Source organism: Nocardia sp. NPDC060255, assembly GCF_042727395.1.
Lineage (GTDB): Bacteria > Actinomycetota > Actinomycetes > Mycobacteriales > Mycobacteriaceae > Nocardia.
This window is the reverse complement of record NZ_JBHXAU010000003.1, coordinates 378,712-394,458: the sequence shown is the minus strand read 5'-3', so window position 1 is coordinate 394,458 and position 15,747 is coordinate 378,712. Positions and strand designations below refer to the sequence as shown.

General features: G+C 67.2%; 14 protein-coding genes and 2 tRNA genes. 8 read left to right on the top strand and 8 right to left on the bottom strand.

Annotated elements, in window-relative coordinates; genetic code table 11:
* Positions 1 to 34: 34 nt before the first annotated feature.
* The gene (locus tag ACFWF1_RS10150) at positions 35 to 1,246 is read right to left on the bottom strand and encodes an MFS transporter (RefSeq protein WP_379284826.1); all 1,212 of its coding nucleotides are present in this window, start codon (positions 1,244 to 1,246) and stop codon (positions 35 to 37) included.
* Between the two features lie 91 nt (positions 1,247 to 1,337).
* Between ACFWF1_RS10150 and ACFWF1_RS10145 the strand changes: the two genes are divergently transcribed.
* Entirely contained in the window at positions 1,338 to 2,225 is an 888-nt protein-coding gene (locus ACFWF1_RS10145; protein WP_379284825.1) for a LysR family transcriptional regulator, read from the top strand.
* Between the two features lie 692 nt (positions 2,226 to 2,917).
* Here ACFWF1_RS10145 and ACFWF1_RS10140 read toward each other — a convergent pair.
* Positions 2,918 to 4,630, bottom strand: a complete 1,713-nt coding sequence (locus ACFWF1_RS10140; protein WP_379284824.1) for an alpha/beta fold hydrolase — start codon at positions 4,628 to 4,630, stop codon at positions 2,918 to 2,920.
* Between the two features lie 71 nt (positions 4,631 to 4,701).
* The gene (locus ACFWF1_RS10135) at positions 4,702 to 5,256 is read right to left on the bottom strand and encodes a TetR/AcrR family transcriptional regulator (protein WP_379284823.1); all 555 of its coding nucleotides are present in this window, start codon (positions 5,254 to 5,256) and stop codon (positions 4,702 to 4,704) included.
* Between the two features lie 146 nt (positions 5,257 to 5,402).
* On the opposite strand from ACFWF1_RS10135, the gene serA reads away from it, so the two are divergent.
* The 3 genes from serA to ACFWF1_RS10120 all read left to right on the top strand — a co-directional run bounded on the left by serA (position 5,403) and on the right by ACFWF1_RS10120 (position 8,827).
* Entirely contained in the window at positions 5,403 to 7,001 is a 1,599-nt protein-coding gene (gene serA / locus ACFWF1_RS10130; RefSeq protein ID WP_379284822.1) for a phosphoglycerate dehydrogenase, read from the top strand.
* A 59-nt stretch (positions 7,002 to 7,060) separates the two neighbouring features.
* The gene (locus ACFWF1_RS10125) at positions 7,061 to 8,068 is read left to right on the top strand and encodes a 3-isopropylmalate dehydrogenase (RefSeq protein ID WP_379284821.1); all 1,008 of its coding nucleotides are present in this window, start codon (positions 7,061 to 7,063) and stop codon (positions 8,066 to 8,068) included.
* 156 nt (positions 8,069 to 8,224) lie between these two features.
* Positions 8,225 to 8,827, top strand: coding sequence for a Uma2 family endonuclease (locus ACFWF1_RS10120; protein ID WP_379284820.1), 603 nt, complete (start codon positions 8,225 to 8,227; stop codon positions 8,825 to 8,827).
* A gap of 12 nt (positions 8,828 to 8,839) precedes the next feature.
* Here ACFWF1_RS10120 and ACFWF1_RS10115 read toward each other — a convergent pair whose 3' ends face one another.
* Complete coding sequence (locus tag ACFWF1_RS10115; RefSeq protein ID WP_379284819.1) at positions 8,840 to 9,448, bottom strand: TetR/AcrR family transcriptional regulator; 609 nt, start codon at positions 9,446 to 9,448, stop codon at positions 8,840 to 8,842.
* Between the two features lie 324 nt (positions 9,449 to 9,772).
* Entirely contained in the window at positions 9,773 to 10,963 is a 1,191-nt protein-coding gene (locus tag ACFWF1_RS10110) for an MFS transporter (RefSeq protein ID WP_379284818.1), read from the bottom strand.
* Positions 10,964 to 11,168: 205 nt separating this feature from the next.
* Between ACFWF1_RS10110 and ACFWF1_RS10105 the strand changes: the two genes are divergently transcribed.
* From ACFWF1_RS10105 to ACFWF1_RS10090, 4 genes are all read left to right on the top strand, one after another.
* Positions 11,169 to 11,945 carry a fumarylacetoacetate hydrolase family protein gene (locus tag ACFWF1_RS10105; protein WP_379284817.1) on the top strand — a complete coding sequence of 259 codons (777 nt, stop codon included), beginning with the start codon at positions 11,169 to 11,171 and terminating at the stop codon, positions 11,943 to 11,945.
* 13 nt (positions 11,946 to 11,958) lie between these two features.
* Complete coding sequence (gene gltX, locus ACFWF1_RS10100; protein ID WP_379284816.1) at positions 11,959 to 13,431, top strand: glutamate--tRNA ligase; 1,473 nt, start codon at positions 11,959 to 11,961, stop codon at positions 13,429 to 13,431.
* Between the two features lie 134 nt (positions 13,432 to 13,565).
* Positions 13,566 to 13,637 (top strand) — tRNA-Gln (locus ACFWF1_RS10095).
* A gap of 149 nt (positions 13,638 to 13,786) precedes the next feature.
* A tRNA-Glu gene (locus tag ACFWF1_RS10090) sits at positions 13,787 to 13,859 on the top strand.
* Between the two features lie 254 nt (positions 13,860 to 14,113).
* On the opposite strand, the gene ACFWF1_RS10085 is transcribed toward ACFWF1_RS10090, so the two are convergent.
* From ACFWF1_RS10085 to ACFWF1_RS10075, 3 genes are all read right to left on the bottom strand, one after another.
* Positions 14,114 to 14,320, bottom strand: a complete 207-nt coding sequence (locus tag ACFWF1_RS10085; RefSeq protein WP_379284815.1) for a DUF5302 domain-containing protein — start codon at positions 14,318 to 14,320, stop codon at positions 14,114 to 14,116.
* Between the two features lie 160 nt (positions 14,321 to 14,480).
* On the bottom strand, positions 14,481 to 14,981 hold the full coding sequence (locus ACFWF1_RS10080) for a PPOX class F420-dependent oxidoreductase (RefSeq protein ID WP_379284814.1): 501 nt from the start codon (positions 14,979 to 14,981) through the stop codon (positions 14,481 to 14,483).
* A gap of 33 nt (positions 14,982 to 15,014) precedes the next feature.
* Complete coding sequence (locus ACFWF1_RS10075; RefSeq protein WP_379284813.1) at positions 15,015 to 15,716, bottom strand: IclR family transcriptional regulator; 702 nt, start codon at positions 15,714 to 15,716, stop codon at positions 15,015 to 15,017.
* Positions 15,717 to 15,747: the final 31 nt, after the last annotated feature.

The window sequence follows — 15,747 nt, the reverse complement described above, 5'->3', positions numbered from 1 at the left end:
GAGCCCGATGATCATCACCGCATCTCGTTTTCCGCTATCTCCGCAGCTCGGGGGCTTCCGGTGCGCGGCTTGCCGCGGCGATCGTCAGTGCGACGAGCACGAGCGCACCGCCGAGCCACATCGCTGAGCTGATGCCGAACGCGTCCGCGGCCCGCCCGCCGAGCAGTGCGCCGAGGGCGATGGCGGCGTTGAAGACGCCCGCGTTCAACGAGGACGCGGCCTCACGCGCGTCGGGTGCCGCGGCGAAGGCCCAGTTCTGTGTGGTGACCGACACGCCGCCGTAGGACAGCCCCCAGGCCACCATCAGCACCACCGCGAGCCACAGCGAACCACCGAGCGCCGGTATCAACAGCACGGTGACGGCCAGCGGGACGCTGATGGTGATCAGCGTGCGGCGCGGGCCGCGAACGCCGACCGTGCCCATGCTGAAATTGCCGATGACACCGGCGATTCCGTACACCAGCAGCACGGTGCCGATGGTGCTCGCGCCGATGCCGGTGACCTTCTCCAACAGCGGACGGATGTAGGTGTAGGCGGCGAAGTGGCCGGTCACCAGAAACGCGACAACCATTAGGGCGGTGCGCAATTGGGGCCTGCGGGTCATCCGCAGCACCTCGCGGAGCGGAACTACCTGCGCGACAGTCAGTCTCGGCAACAGCACGGCGATGGCAACGAGGACGACCAGCGCGAGACCGGCACTGACGAGGAAGGCCGCGCGCCACCCGGCGAGCGCGCCGAGGTAAGTCCCTGCGGGTACGCCGATCACCGAGGCCACCGCGACGCCGCTGTAAACCAGCGAGGTGGCCGGGCCGATCGACTGCTCCGGTACCAGCCGCGCCGCCATGCTCGCCGCGATGGCCCACACGCCGCCGATGCCGAGCCCGATCAGCACCCTGGCCCCGATCATGACGGCGAAGTTCGGCGACCAGGCCGCGCCGAGATTGCCGAGGGTCAGCACCGCGAGCAGCGCGCAGAGCACGAGCCTGCGGTCGGTGCGGCCGAGCGCGGCGGTGATCAGCGGCGCGGACAGCGCGGCGACCACGCCGGTGGCGGTCAGCGAGAGTCCCGCCGCGCCCTCGGTGATCCGCAAGGTGTCGCTGATGGGGGTGAGCAGGCCGACCGGGAGCATCTCCGAGGTGACGGCCGTGAAGGTGGCGCCGGTCACGGCGCCGACGCCGAGCCAGCCGCGCAGCGCCGAACCGCGTGCTGCCGGAGCCGGATTCGCGATTCCGCGAGTTTGTGTCATGCCTCCAGCCAACTGATCATCCCGGGCGGAAACAATGGCGAAGGTCTCATCGTTCTATGAGCAGAACTAATCGATGCTGGAGAGGACGCCAATGGCCGGCCTGGAGGTACGTGAGCTGGAGGCCTTCCTGGTGCTCGCCGAGGAGCTGCACTTCGGGCGCGCGGGGGAGCGGTTGTACGTCTCGCAGAGCCGGGTGAGTCAACTGCTGCGCGCATTGGAACAGCGGGTGGGCGCGCGACTGATCGAGCGCACCAGCCGCAAGGTCACACTCACGCCGCTCGGCGCGGACTTCCTGGCCGATCTGGAGCCCGCCTACGCGGCGCTGCGGGCGACGGTGGACAACGTCCGTGCGACGGCCCGGGGGACCGAAGGTGTACTGCGCATCGGCATCCAGGGTTCGGGTAGCGAAAACCTCACGGCGGCACTCGAACTGTTCCAGCACCGGTTTCCCGCCTGCGTCACCGAGGTGGTCGAGATTCCGCTGGCCGATCCGTTCGGTCCGGTGCAGCGCAGCGAGGTCGATATCGCGGTCGTGCTGCTGCCGATGGGGGAGAGCGACCTCGTTCTCGGACAGGTCTTTTCGGAGCAGCCGCAGATGTTGGCCGTGCCCAAGGGGCACCCGCTCGCGACGAGGGCCAGCTTGTCGCCGGAGGATCTCGCCGAGTTCTCGTTGATCGGCGTGCGTGGGCCCGCGCCGCAGTACTGGCGACGAGCGCAGTCGGTGGATGTGACCCCGGGCGGCCTGCCCGTTCCGGCCGGGCCCGGCGTCGGCACGTTGCGGGAGGGGATCGAGGTGGTGGCGGCGGGTGCGGGCGCGATGTTGCTGTGCCATCCGACCGCGGTGTTCCATGACCGGCCGGAGGTCAGCTTTGTGCCGGTGACCGGGTTGGCGCACTCGCGGCTGGGACTGGTCTGGCATCGCAATCGCGAAACCACGCGGGTGCGGGCCTTTTCCCGGGCCGTCGCCGCGGTGAGCTGAACGTCGATTGCGGGTCGGCGAAAGATAGTGCGCGGCACGTTTATCCGGTGCGGATATAGCTGATCTGAAGGTGCGCCGAATGTGTCGTCCGGTGATGCGCACACGACTGCTTCTACGAGGTGCAATCGGCGAATTCGTGCGCTTGTTACAGAGTTTCGGTTCGGTGTCGGAAATGTCCGGGTCTGTCGAGTGTGTATAGCCCTCTTATCGGGGTGCTATCGATTTCTTAGAGGATCTTTATGTTTACCGCCTGTTGGCCCGAGGCGGTGGACGGCTGGGCGCATACATCGTGGTCAAGCCCATGGTTCTCAGGGCGTGCACCCCTAATGGTCATCCGACCAGGTGTTCTTCGTGATCTGGCTGTAACCTGCATCACTAAATGCCCTAATTTCGTAACCGTCCTTGTTCGGGCACCGATGAGCCTTGTGTCAGCCAGTACGACTGGATTGTCTTTCAATGAAGAGGTATTTAAATGATCCCCGTTATCATCGACACCGGTAGCGCTGCCCTCGGCGGTTTCCTGGACACCTTCGGTGCCGCTTTCCACGGAATCCTCAACACCCTGTGGACGGGCTCCTTCGGCGGCCGCTGATTTGACGTAATGGTCGATTGATCGACCGGGTCTCGCGCCCACTGAGCGCGATTCCGGAGAGGGCCCCGCACCCGAGTGGTGCGGGGCCCTCCGCGTTTCGTCAGCGGGCGTGCACCGTCTGGGCGCCGACCCGGGCGATCTCGGCCGCGACCTGTGCGGGGTGGGTCAGCTGCGGGTAGTGCCCGGTGCCCTCGATGACGGCCAGTTCCTGCGGCACGGTCATCGTGAGCGGGTCCTGCGTGCCCGCCACGATCCGTACCGGCACGGTTACCCGCGCGAGCAGCTCGGCCAGCTCGTTTCGCCGTGCGGGTGCGCTCGCGTGCCGCAGCGCGGCGACCGTGCGGGTTGCCACCCCGGGCCTGCGCAAGTTGTCCGCCGCACTGTCGACCGCGGGTCCGGCGGGTATGCCGAGCTGTGTTGCCAAGGCGTCGGCCGATATTCGCCGCAATGCCAACGCCGCCAGCGGCGAACGGAGGATCCGGCCGGCCCGCCGCTGCAGAAATGCGGGCGATACCAGCACGACACCCGAGATCCGATCCGGGTGTGCGGCGGCATATCTCAGCACCGGAGCACAGCCGAGCGAATGACCCACCAGTACTGGGCGACTGCGTACGGAGCTCATCAATCGCGGCAGTACGTCATCGATTTCGCCGGGCGCGGACCGCCCGAGTCCGGGCAGGTCGGCGACCAGGCTCGGTGCCACGAGCGCAGCCCGTACCTCGGCCCAGGATTCACTGTCGACGGGCAGGCCGTGCAGCAGGACATAGGCCGGATGCTCCCGCTCTCCGGAAATCCAAGTGCCGTCGATGAATCCGGCGGTCGGATCCGCCTCGACGGCACCGAACCGGCTCGACACCAGGTGATCGGCCCAGGTGCGCAGGACTGTCTCGGCGGACGGCATCGTGAGACCTGCGGTGCGCGCGACCGTATCCGCGGCGGACGTGTCGTACCGGTCGTCGGCGATGAACGGAAGCGTCTCGGGATCGGCGCCGGTCAGTGCCCTCGGCAGCTTCTCGATCACACTGACCGGAACCGAGAAGCGCGGCGCGCGCACGCCCAGATGTTCGGCGAGCACCCGAATCAGGTCCGGCAGCACCGGGGTTCGGGAATCGAGAACGGTGTAGGACCGCCCCGTCGTGTCGTCCTGTTCCGGCAGGCTGATCAGGAAGGTCGCGAAGTAGTCCAGATCGACTATCGGAACGAAGGTTTCGCGACCGCCGGGGATCGCCGCGAGCCTGCCGTGCCACAGATCGTCGACCATGCCGGCGAGCCCGACGTACTGGCCCGCGCCGAGCACGCTGCTCGGGTTGGCGATCGTGAGCGGAATGCCCCGCTCGGCCGCATGGCGGCGCAGCATCGGATCGGACTCGAACTTGGATGCGCCGTAAGCCCCTCTCTCGTAGTCCTGTTCGTTCGAGTCCTCGACGGTGATGCGATAGCCGGTGATGTGGACGACGCGCCGCAGCTCGGGCAGCGTCGCGGCCCAGTCGAGCACGTGCAGGGCGCCGGTCACGTTCACCGCGTAGGCCTCGTCCTTGCCGAGACCGAAAGCGAAGCGCGCCGCGCAGTTATAGATGTCACGGATGTCCGCGGTGTCGAGGTCGGCAGGTAGGCCGAGGTCCTTCGCGGTCACGTCGCAGGAAACGACCGTGAGCCCAGTCTGATCGATGGCGCGTGCTCGCAACCAGGTGGTGAGCCGGTCCTCGCTGCCGGGACGGACGGCGGCGGCGACGGAACCGCCCTGGTCGAGCAGCTGCGCCACCACTGCGCGGCCGATGAACCCGGCGGCGCCGAGCACGATGCTGTGGGACATGATTCTCCTTAATAGACCGGTCTACATATTCTGCACATCTGCGAAAACTGTTGGCATAGCTACTGATCCAGTCAGATCATGGCGCGAATGGTGCGCGCTACCCGCTCGAGCGGCGCGCGGCTGCGCTGAGCGCGGGCCAAGAGCAAGCCGCCCTCGATCATCGCGAGAATCGCCCCGGCCAAGTCCTCGGCGTCCGAGTGCCCGTCGGCCTGCAGGCGAATGCGCAGTGCCTCTTCCCATCCCGCGTAGGCGGCGGCGCATTCGGCCTGGATGGTGTCGTTGGCCGCCGAGACGTCGAGGGTGACGGTGGCGACCGGGCAGCCCTGCTGCCATGCGGAGGCTTCCAGCCGATCGCCGAACGCGGTGAGCAGGCTGGTCGCCGCCGCGGCGGTGTCGCCGGGCTCGACCGCATCGATCAACGCCGCGATCTCGCTGCCCGCCTGGGCGACCGCCTCGGCGACGAGCTGGTCCTTGCCGCCGGGGAAGTGGAAGTACAGCGAGCCGCGCGGTGCGCCGCTGGTCTCGATGATCTGGTTGAGGCCGGTGCCGAAGTATCCGTGCTTCTCCACCAGTCTGCGCGTGGCGCCGATCAGTTGGCAGCGCGTCTCGGTTCCCTTGGCACCCATGCGGTAACTGTAGACCGGTCTTCATATTTTGACCAATGCGGCATACTGACGACGGCCGCCTTACCAGGGGGTAGAACATGCCGAAACGACGCCCACTAAGCTGATCGGCGGTAATTGCCGAACCCTTTCCCCAGGAGTACTCCACAGTGAGCCAAGCAGGCCGTCCTGTTGTCCTGATCGCCGACAAGCTTGCCCAGTCGACCGTCGACGCGCTCGGTGACGGAGTCGAGGTTCGGTGGGTCGACGGCCCCGACCGCCCGGCTCTGCTCGCCGCTGTCCCCGAGGCCGACGCACTACTCGTGCGCTCCGCGACCACGGTGGACGCCGAGGTGCTCGCGGCAGGCAAGAACCTGAAGATCGTCGCCCGGGCCGGCGTCGGCCTCGACAATGTCGACGTGCCCGCGGCCACCGAACACGGCGTGATGGTCGTCAACGCGCCGACCTCGAACATCCACACCGCCGCCGAGCACGCCGTCACGCTGCTGCTCGCCGCCGCGCGCCAGATCCCGGCCGCCGATGCCACGCTGCGCGAGCACACCTGGCAGCGCAGCAAATTCAACGGTGTCGAGATCTTCGACAAGACCGTCGGCGTGGTCGGCCTCGGCCGCATCGGCCAGCTGTTCGCCGCCCGGCTCGCCGCCTTCGAGACCAAGATCGTCGCGTACGACCCCTACGTCTCGCCCGCCCGCGCCGCCCAGCTCGGCATCGAGCTGCTGAGCCTGGACGAGCTGCTCGAGCGCGCCGACCTGATCTCGGTGCACCTGCCGAAAACCCCGGAGACCAAGGGCATCATCGGCAAGGAAGCCATCGCCAAGACCAAGCCGGGCGTCATCATCGTCAACGCCGCGCGCGGTGGCCTGGTCGACGAGCAGGCGCTCGCCGACGCCATCAAGTCCGGTCACGTGCGGGCCGCCGGCCTGGACGTGTACGAGACCGAGCCGTGCACCGACAGCCCGCTGTTCGAGTTGCCGCAGGTCGTGGTGACGCCGCACCTGGGCGCGTCCACCTCCGAAGCGCAGGACCGGGCGGGCACCGATGTCGCCAAGTCCGTATTGCTCGCGCTCGCCGGTGAATTCGTGCCCGGCGCGGTGAACGTCACCGGCGGCAGCGTCGACGAAGACGTCGCGCCGTGGCTGGACATCGTGCGCAAGCAGGGTGCCCTGCTCGGTGCGCTGTCCGACGAGCTTCCGGTGAGCGTCGAGGTGCAGGTGCGCGGCGAGCTCGCCGCGCATGACGTTGCGGTGCTGGAACTTTCGGCGCTGCGCGGCATCTTCTCCGCGCTGGTCGAAGATCACGTCACCTTCGTCAACGCGCCGACCCTGGCCAAGGAGCGCGGCATCACCGCACAGGTGAACACCGTGCCGGACAGCCCGAGCCACCGCAGCCTCGTCGACCTGCGCGCCGTGTTCGGCGACGGCCGCACCCTGAATGTGGCGGGCACGCTGACCGAGCCGCAGCAGGTGCAGAAGATCGTCAATATCAACGGCCGCAACTACGACATGCGCGCCGAGGGCATCAACATGGCCGTGCTGAACTACGAGGACAAGCCGGGCGCGCTCGGCAAGATCGGCACCAAGCTCGGCGAGGCGGGTATCGACATCCTGGCCGCGCAGCTGAGCCAGGACGTCGACAAGGAAGGCGCGACGGTGATCCTGCGGGTCAACCGCGAGGTGCCCGACGCGATCGAGGCGGCCATCGCCGAATCCGTCGGCGCCGCGAAGGTCGTCGTCGTCGACCTGTTCTGATCGTGTGCGGGGGCGCGCCCACGGCTGGGCGCGCCCTCGATTAACAACGGAGCGTTGCAATGAAGCTTGCTGTCATCCCCGGCGACGGCATCGGGCCCGAGGTCATCGCCGAGGCGCTCAAGGTGCTCGACGTGGTCCAGCCCGGCGTGGCGAAGACCGAGTACGACCTCGGCGCCAAGCGGTACCACGCGACCGGTGAGATCCTGCCGGACTCGGTGCTGCCGGAGTTGAAGCAGCACGACGCGATCCTGCTCGGCGCGATCGGCGACCCGTCGGTGCCGAGCGGGGTGCTCGAGCGCGGGCTGCTGCTGCGCACCCGGTTCGCGCTGGATCATCACGTGAATCTGCGGCCGTCCAAGCTCTTTCCGGGCGTGACCAGCCCGCTGGCCGGCACCCCCGACATCGACTTCGTGGTGGTCCGCGAGGGCACCGAGGGGCCGTACACCGGCACCGGCGGTGCGATTCGGGTCGAGACGCCGCACGAGGTGGCGACCGAGGTGAGCACCAACACCCGCTTCGGCATCGAGCGCGTGGTGCGCTACGCCTTCGCGAAGGCGCAGGCCCGCCGCAAGCACCTCACGCTGGTGCACAAGACCAACGTGCTCACCTTCGCCGGTTCGCTGTGGCAGCGCACCGTGGACGAGGTCGCGGCCGAATTCCCGGAGGTGGCAACGGCTTACCAGCACATCGACGCCGCGACCATTCACCTGGTGAACGATCCGGGCCGGTTCGATGTCATCGTCACCGACAACCTCTTCGGCGACATCATCACCGATCTCGCGGCCGCCGTCAGCGGTGGCATCGGGCTGGCCGCCAGCGGCAATATCGATGCCTCGGGCACCAACCCGAGCATGTTCGAGCCGGTGCACGGCAGCGCGCCCGACATCGCGGGGCAGTCCAAGGCCGATCCGACCGCGGCGATCCTTTCGGTGTCGTTGCTGCTCAACCATCTCGGCAATGCCGAGGCTGCCGCCCGCATCGAATCCGCCGTCGCCAAGGACCTCGCGTCGCGCGCCGGTGCGGCGTCGACGGTCGAGGTCGGCGATCGCATCGCCGCCATCGTCTGAGCGAAACCCGACGCGGTCCCGGATCGGAGCAATTCCGGTGCGGGACCTTCGGCCACGTGTGAAACGCGCGTGTGGTGGTAAGCCATGGACTGAGTCCATGACGTGTGCCACCGTTGGCCGCTCATCGACGGGCTTACCTGGTGAGACGGAGGTTCGGTGAGCACACAGCGCGGGAATCGGCGAGCGCAGGTCGGCCCGTATGCCGGGCTCGACCTCCGTGATGCCCCGGGTGGCGGCAAGGGTTTCGAGCTGGAGGACGGCTGGCTGGTCGAGGTGGCCTGCGGTGCCCGGCACAATCACGTGACGCAGCGGCTCGGCCGATTCATCGATGCCGGAGCCGTCGGAGCCGCCGTGCATCTCTGTGTCGGCAACGGCTGGGAGGTCAGCACGCGCAGCGGGGTCCGCAAACCCGACATCATCGTGATTCCGCGTGAGGTCGCCAGGGCTGCCGTCGTCGCGGAGGTGCCCAAGCGAGTTCCCGGCTCCGAGGTGCGGCTCGCGGTCGAGGTCGTCGCGCCGGGTAGCGGGACCGAGCGCACCGATCGGGTGCGGAAGGTGCGCGAGTACGCGGCGGTGGGCATTCCGCAGTATTGGATCGTCGAACATCAACCCGATGTCGTGATGCATCGGATGGTGTTGGGCGAGGGCGGCTATGGTGCCGATCCCGTTGTCTGTTCCGGCAGTGTCTTCGACGCGGTCGTCGACGCCGACATCCCGTTCCACGTCACGTTCGATCCCGCTGCGCTGCTTGCGGTTTGAGTCGAGCGGGCGTCAGCCCATGCCGTGGTGGCGGATCGGGCGATGATTGAGGCCGACCGCGCGGCGGACGAACGCGATTGTCTCCCTGGCGATCTCGTCGTGCGGGCGGCCCGCGTCGATGCGTTCGATGGCGCGGCCGAGCGCGCCGTCGATGAGATCGGCGGTCAGGTCGGGGTCCGGGTTGTCGAGGGCGGTGAGTGCCTTGCGCAGTGGCGCGGCCGAATCGTGGTGTGCGTCGGCGAGATCGCGCCGGGTCGCCTCGTCGCGCGGGAGGGCACTGCCGAGGACGGCGATGCGATGCGTGCCAGATGCCGCCAGTGCCAGGGTGGTTCGCACGTAGGCGTCGACTTGGCCCGCGGGAGTCTCGGCGCGTTCGACCGTGTCGCGCACGCGCGCGCCCCATTCCAGCAGCGCGTCCGACACGATGCGGAACAGGATTTCGTCGCCGGAGCTGAAGTACTTGTAGACACTGCTGCGGGCGAGCCCGGCGGCCGCGCCGACAGTGGCGGGCGTCACGGCCTGGGGTCCGTTCTGTAGCAACACCATGCGGGCGGCGTCGAGCAGCGCGCGTTCTTGGTTCGCCCGGTGTTCGGCGACGGTCGGTGCGTCGATCCGCGGCATTGCACTCCTGATGATAGCGACAGAATGTTTCTATCGTACCTGTTGGCGACAGAGTGTCGCTAAAAGCGACAGCTAGGCCCGCGGTAGGTGACTCAATCGTGCTTCAATCCGATCGCGGGCGGTGTAGTTCGGGATCGAAAGTTGTCCAGTGGACTGAATGGCGCTGGCGTACCAAAAGCGTTGTGGCCTAATCGTTCCCGACCGGTCAGAGTGATCGATGTCGCATCGGCCTGGGCGCGACCGCATGAGTCGCGTCCGATACATCCGACGATCTACGCCCGCTCCGGCATCCGGAGCGGGCGTCAATCCATCAGGGCTGGGCGGTTATTGGGCGCGGCGGCCGGTCGGGACCAAGGGGACGGCGGCTACCGCCAGCGCGGCCGCCAGCAGGTAGGCGGCGGCGAAACCGCTTGCGCTGATGAGCGCGCCGAACACCGGGGGCACCGCGGCCATCGCCAGATTCTGGCCGGTGTTCTGGATGCCGAGTCCGCGACCACTCCAATAGGGGCCCGCGATTTCGGCGACGGCGGTGAAGGCTAGTCCGTTGTCGGACACCGTGATCACCGAGGCGACGACCAGCAACGGGATTGCGGCCCACCACATGTGGGTCCAGGCCGCCAATGCCAGCGCGGCCATCGACAACACGGCGGCGATGGCGACCGTGCGCAACGGACCCAACCGGCTGCCGACCCGGTCGGACCAGGCGCCCACCCCGATTCGGCCTGCCGCGCCCAGGATTTGGGTGGCGGTGACCAGAATTCCGGCCGCGGCCAACGACCAGCCGACGTCGCGGTGCAGCCACAGCAGTGCGAAAGTCCACACCGTGCCCTGCGGTATGACGAGCAGCACAGAGACGGCATGGATGCGCCACAAAGTCGTATCGCCGCGATAAGGATTGGCGCGCAACGCCGCATCGCTCGCGGTGGCGCCCGCCGGACGCGGCGGATCGACGATGCCGATCAGCGCGCTCACCGCGGCGATACCCGCCATCGCCGCGGGAACCAGAATCGCCGCGGGCACACCGTATGTCGCGGCGACGGCGGGCACGGCCAGCGCGCCGATGCCGACGCCGAGCGGCTGGGCGGTCTGCCGGATCCCCATCGCCAGCCCGCGCCGCTGCGGCGGGAACCAGCCGACGATGAGGCGGCCGCTGGCCCCGTTGGTGCTCGCCGCGCCGACGCCACCCAGGAACAACAGTGCGCCCAAAGCGATGTCGTTCGTCGCCGCGGCCGCGGCACCGCCGGCGATCAGCATCAGCAGCGGCCCGCCGATCAGCACTTTGCGCTCGCCGATCCGATCGACCAGATACCCCCACGCGATCAGCGTGCAGACCAACCCGAAGGTGGGCATCGCCACCAGCAGTCCCGCTGTGGCCAACGGCATACCGCGATCGGTCAGCGCGGGCAGCAGGAAGGCGACGCCGTTGACGAAGACCGCGCTCGCGGCTTGCGCGAAGACGCCGAGACCGAGCATGGACCACCGTCGAGTCTCCTTGATCTGCGTCACGGTAGCCATCGGTCTCACCTCTGAATCTCATTATGTGGGAAGTGGTTCCCATTAGATGAACATTGAGGCTTACGTTACACCGCGCGGGCAAGTGGATTTCGGCAGTCGGATGTCGGACTGCTCACAGTCGGCCGGAATCGGCCGGACGCGGCGCCGCGTACCGCACGGTTGGGCGCGTTCGGGCAGGTGGAAGCCGGTCGATAGACTGCCCGGCATGCGTCTAGGTCGAGTAGCCAGTCCCGATGGGGTCGCGTTCGTCAGCATCGAGGGGGACGGAAGCGACACCATCGCGAAGGAAATCGCGGAACACCCGTTCGGTACGCCGACGTTCACCGGGCGGAGCTGGCCGCTGGCCGATGTCCGCCTGCTCGCGCCGATCCTGGCGAGCAAGGTGGTCTGTATCGGCAAGAACTACGCGGCCCACGCGGCTGAAATGGGCGGGCCCGCACCGGAAGACCCGGTGATCTTCCTCAAGCCGAACACCGCGATCACCGGGCCGAACGCCCCGATCATCCTGCCGCCCAGCTCCTCTCAGGTCGACTACGAGGGCGAACTCGCCGTCGTCATCGGCCGCCCGTGCAAGGACGTGCCCGCCGCCCGCGCGCTGGACGTGGTGCTCGGTTACACCGTCGCCAACGACGTGACCGCGCGCGACCAGCAGCGCCACGACGGACAGTGGACCAGGGGCAAGGGGTACGACACCTTCTGCCCGCTCGGCCCGTGGATCGAAACCTCCTTGGATCCTTCGGATCTGGAGATCGTCACCGAGCTCGACGGCGAAGTCCGCCAGCGCAGCCGCACATCGCTTCTACTGCACGACATTCCGAAGCTCATCGAGTGGATCAGCGCCGTGATGACGCTGCTGCCCGGCGATGTCATCCTCACCGGAACGCCGGAGGGGGTCGGACCCGTGCAGGCCGGACAACAAGTGTCCGTGACCATCGAGGGCATCGGAACCCTGATCAATCCTGTTGCCGCCAAGCCTCGCTAGTCGAAAGAGAGCCATGACTGAAGTACGGGTCCGCTTCTGCCCGTCGCCCACCGGGACACCGCACGTCGGCCTGATCCGGACGGCGCTGTTCAACTGGGCCTACGCCCGACACCACGGTGGAAAATTCGTCTTCCGCATCGAAGACACCGATGCGGCACGGGATTCCGAGGACTCCTACCGCGCGCTGCTCGACGCGCTGCGCTGGCTCGGCCTCACCTGGGACGAGGGTCCGGAGGTCGGCGGCCCCTACGAGCCATACCGCCAGTCGCTGCGCAAGGATCTGCACCGCGACGCCGTCCAGCGTTTGCTGGCGGCCGGCGAAGCCTACGAATCCTTCTCCACGCCTGAGGAAGTCGAGGCCCGCCACCGCGCCGCCGGACGCGACCCGAAGCTCGGCTACGACAACTACGATCGCGACCTCACCGCCCAGCAGATCGAGGCGTATCGAGATGCCGGGCGCCCCGCGGTGATTCGGCTCCGGATGCCCGCGGCGGACATCACCTGGCACGATCTGGTGCGCGGCGAAACCACCTTCAAGGCGGGCAGCGTGCCGGACTTCGCGCTCACCCGCGGCACCGGTGACCCGCTGTACACGCTGGTCAACCCGCTCGACGACGCGTTGATGAAGATCACCCACGTCTTGCGCGGCGAAGACCTGCTCTCCTCGACCCCGCGCCAGATCGCGCTCTACGGCGCCCTGCGCCGCATCGGCATCGCCGACTTCACCCCGGAGTTCGGCCACCTGCCGTTCGTCATGGGACAGGGCAACAAGAAGTTGTCCAAGCGCGATCCCGAGTCGAATCTGTTCGTCCATCGCGATCGTGGATTCATCCCCGAAGGTTTGCTGAATTACCTGGCACTACTCGGGTGGAGCATCGCCGACGACCACGACGTGTTCACCATGGCGGAGATGGTTGCCGCGTTCGACATATCGAAAGTGAATTCGAATCCGGCCCGATTCGATCAGAAGAAGGCGGACGCGCTCAACGCCGAGCACATCCGATTGCTGGAACCGGGTGATTTCAGCAACCGACTGCGCGAGTACCTGACCCAGCACGGTCATATCGGCGCCGAAATCGATGAGAAGATGTTCGCCGCTGCGGCCGAACTGGTGCAGACCCGGATCGTGGTCTTGTCGGACGCTTGGGAACTGTTGCGTTTTCTGTTGGCGCCCGCCGAACAATTTGCGATCGACCCCACAGCGGGAGCCAAGAATCTCGGTACCGAAGCAAATCAGGTATTGCAATCCGCTATTGCCGCGCTGGAGCCACTGACACAGTGGTCCACCGCCGCCATCGAAGACGCGCTGAAAACCGCGCTGATCGATGATCTGGGGCTCAAACCACGCAAAGCATTCGCGCCCGTGCGCGTCGCGGTGACCGGATCACACATCAGCCCACCGCTCTACGAGTCGCTCGAACTGCTCGGCCGCGACACCAGCCTGGCTCGGCTGCGCTCCGCGCAAGAGTGGTCGGCCACCGCCTGAAACTCCGGAAAGAGCCAAAAACATGGCTTTGACCAGGCGATTTGTAGTTAACCCATAGCCGTTTGGTAGTCTTCTTCTCGGCTCGGAACAAGGCCTCGCAGTCATCCAGACGCGAGGCTGAAACGCCTGGTCATTGGGGTATGGTGTAATTGGCAACACAGCTGATTCTGGTTCAGCCATTCTAGGTTCGAGTCCTGGTACCCCAGCGGAGAGATTGCTGTAGAGATCGGTGCGCGGCCGAAATCAGTACAGCAGCTGGCGATTTGGTCGCCACGCTCCGGCCAGCTAAGCTAGCCGAGCCTCCTGATCGAAAGATCAACCAAAGGTGCTCCTCGTGCAAACGAGAAGCAGTCCTGGCCCCGTCGTCTAGCGGCCTAGGACGCCGCCCTCTCAAGGCGGTAGCGCGGGTTCGAATCCCGTCGGGGCTACATCAGATACAAGGCTCATGCCCATGGGGCATGGGCCTTTTCTGATTCCGCGTTTCTTTTGGGGGTGCAACCCCCAAACCCCGCCCGGCGGGCTTCGCCCCCGGACCCCCGGCCAGGAGGCTTCGCCCCTGGCGGTGATGTGGGCCAGTAGGCGGGGAAGGTCTTGGTTCCCACGGTTTGCAAACTCGGGCTCTCGGCCAGGCAAAACGAAGGCCCCCAGGTCGGTGACCAGGGGGCCTTTCTCGTCTCTTGAACTATCCGCTCTTGCGGCGGAATTCGCGCTTGGTGCTGGCGTTGCCGTGGGTGGCGTTGGCGCCCTTGGAGCGGCCGTCCAGGTGGTCGGCGGTGCGGGCGTTGTGCTGGTTTTTGCGGTCGAGGGCCTCTTTGAACTTGCGCTTTACGTCTTCGGCGCTGGTGGCCTCGGGGGTGCCTGAGCCGGGGGAACTATCAGATTCCGTCATCGCCGTCGTCTCCTCGTGGTGGCGGTCGGGGTGCCGCGCCCTAGCGGGGCTGCGGTGGCCGGCCGATTCGTGTCGAACGGTTTGACGTTAGTCGGGGGAGGGGGGTGATGTCAGTTCGATATCGGGTGCGTCGGGGGCTGTGTCGCAACGCATAGGCAGGTCAGTCGAGGGGGTGGGCGGTGGTGCCGCCCAGGGGGAGTTGGGGGAGGCCTAGTTTGCGGTGGTCCCAGCTGCGGGTGCGGTCGGGGATTACGCGGATGGCGGAGCGTTTGTGGAGCATGGTTTCGACCATGGGGCGGACGTCCTCGCTGTAGGGGCCGGTGTAGCGCTCCCAGACGCTGACGCCGACGGCGTAGAGCTTTTCGGGGTCATCGATGACTTCCGCGTGGCCCTCGATGGCTACGCCGCGCAGTTGGTCGTAGGTCTGGCCTGCCTCGACCATGCAGGTGATGCGGGGGTCGCGGCGCAGGTTGACGGCTTTTTGGGACTTTGTCTTCGTCTCGAACCAGAGTTCGCCGTCGATGAGGGCGTACCACATGGCGGTCAGGTGTGGTCTGCCGTCGGGGCCGATGGTGGCCAGGGTGGCTACTCGGCTGCGCTCCAAGAAATCGCTGATCTCGGTGTCGGACATGATGATCTGTGCCCGTTGGTTGACTCCCATGGGCCTACTCTAGAACGTGATTTCTAGAACGTGTTATAGGCGCTTGTGTAGGGCTTCGGCGGCGGCGACCAGGTCGGCGGCCCAGCGGGCGCCGGGGCGGCGGCCCATTCGATCGATGGGGCCGGATACCGAGACGGCGGCGATGACGGTGCCGCCCGCGTCGCGCACGGGGGCGGACACGCTTGCCACGCCGGAGGCGCGTTCGGCGGCGCTCTGGGCCCAGCCGCGCTTGCGGACCTCGGTCAGCGCGCGTTCGCCGTAGACGGCGTCGGCGAGGATGGTGCGCTGCAGGTCGGCGTCGGCCCAGGCGACGAGCACCTTGGCGGCGGAACCTGCGGTCAGCGGCAATCGCGCTCCGACGGGCACGGTGTCGCGCAATCCGACGGGCGGTTCCAGCGCGGCGACACAGATACGCGCATTGCCGTCCAGGCGATACAGCTGGACGCTTTCGCCGGTGATCTCGCGTAATCGGGGCAGCACGGCCGATGCGGCCTCCAGCAGCGGATCGGTGGCCCCGGCAGCCAGCTCGGCGAGCGCGGGGCCGGGCCGCCACATTCCGGTGTTGTCGCGGGCCAACAGGCGATGCACTTCCAGGCCGACGGCCAGGCGATGTGCGGTGGCGCGGGGCAGGCCGGTGCGGGCGCACAGCTCGTTGAGACCGCAGGGGTGCTCGGCGACGGCGTACAACACCGCCACTGCTTTGTCGAGGACGCCGATGCCGCTATGCTGTCTCATAGAACGATACTAGCGTCTCGGATGTTGGGAA